Below are 1,201 nucleotides of genomic sequence, written 5' to 3'. Positions count from 1 at the left end.
CAGTTGATATTCATGGTCCTTTTGACGAGAGGGATTTTTCCGCCGTAGCTTCGGCCACCGCCACCGCGGGTAACCGTGTCCGTGGTGCCCGCCACACGTCTACGCACTTAGTCCTCTGGGGAAGTCTGCTTCGGGTGCCACTCCCTGGCTCAACCGTTCAAACTGTGGCCCGAACGGGAAACGTCACCCATACTTAGTTCGCCGTAGCCAGTCTGACTTTCGAACGGGTGCCAATGAGCCGTTCCTTTGGCGCCGGCCGGCTGACAGAGAGCGGAGAACCAGCTCTGCCGGGAAGGATCTCACTCAACTTCGCGATTTCCAGGATGTGCTCCGAAGTGAAAATGATCTTGCCCTTGCCCCAGCACGCGTGGGGGAAGCGTCCGCTGACCGCGCCATCGCGCAGCCATGACTCCGTACAGCGCATCAGCGCGGCTGCCTCGGCGGGTTCAAAAAATTCGATCTCCACGGGAACTCCAAAAGGAAGGCGTTGCTTTCAACCTTCATGGCCTCGTGGAGACTAGCCGACATGACCAGAAGCGCGAGTCAGGCGAACGCTCCCCGAGGGCGACATCGGCACGGCCCCACACATAGCCCCATTGCCGTCACCGCAGAAAGGCTGCCACAGAGCGCTCAGTGGCGTCAGCACCGGCTTGCAGCGCAGCCGGCATCAAGTGCCCGTACACCTGCTCGGTAGTCCGCGTGGAGGCGTGCCCCAGGCGGCGCGAGATGGTGAACAAGGGCACGCCGTCCTGGATCAGCCAGGATGCGTGAGTATGGCGGAGGTCGTGGATCCGTGGGTTCTTGGTAAGGCCGATAGCCTGGGCCGTGTGGACAGCCGGAACCCAGTAGTGGTGCCAGTAGAGCTTGTGGATGATGCGCCCGCCCTTGGGCGTAGTGAACACAAGTTCTTTCCCCGCTCTGCTGGCGACCAGCGGGATCAGCAGCTCCACGAGTGCGGGGTTCAGTCCGATGGTCCGCTTGCCGGCACCGGTCTTCGTTGCACCAACGTAAAACTTCGACTGCCCGTCCCGTTTCCAAGCCTTGTTGATCCGCACTGTCGGGGGTTTGGACAGGAGGTCCACGTCCGCCACGGTCAGCGCGGTGGCCTCTCCAAAGCGGGTGCCGGTCATGACCAGGAAGTTGGTGAAGGCCTTGTAGCGCTCCCCCATTCCCTCCATGATGAGGCTGAACTCAGCATGGG

2 protein-coding genes are annotated in these 1,201 nt (G+C 61.8%); both read right to left on the bottom strand.

Annotated elements, in window-relative coordinates:
* Positions 1–193: 193 nt before the first annotated feature.
* The gene (locus tag AC1DEY_RS23565; RefSeq protein ID WP_476870112.1) at positions 194–466 is read right to left on the bottom strand and encodes a hypothetical protein; all 273 of its coding nucleotides are present in this window, start codon (positions 464–466) and stop codon (positions 194–196) included.
* A 136-nt stretch (positions 467–602) separates the two neighbouring features.
* Positions 603–1,201, bottom strand: a 599-nt coding sequence (locus AC1DEY_RS23560) for a site-specific integrase (protein ID WP_476870111.1), incomplete at its 5' end; no start/stop codon positions are given.

Source organism: Arthrobacter sp. 05T47 (genome assembly GCF_056395825.1).
This window is presented reverse-complemented; position numbering and strand designations above follow the sequence as displayed.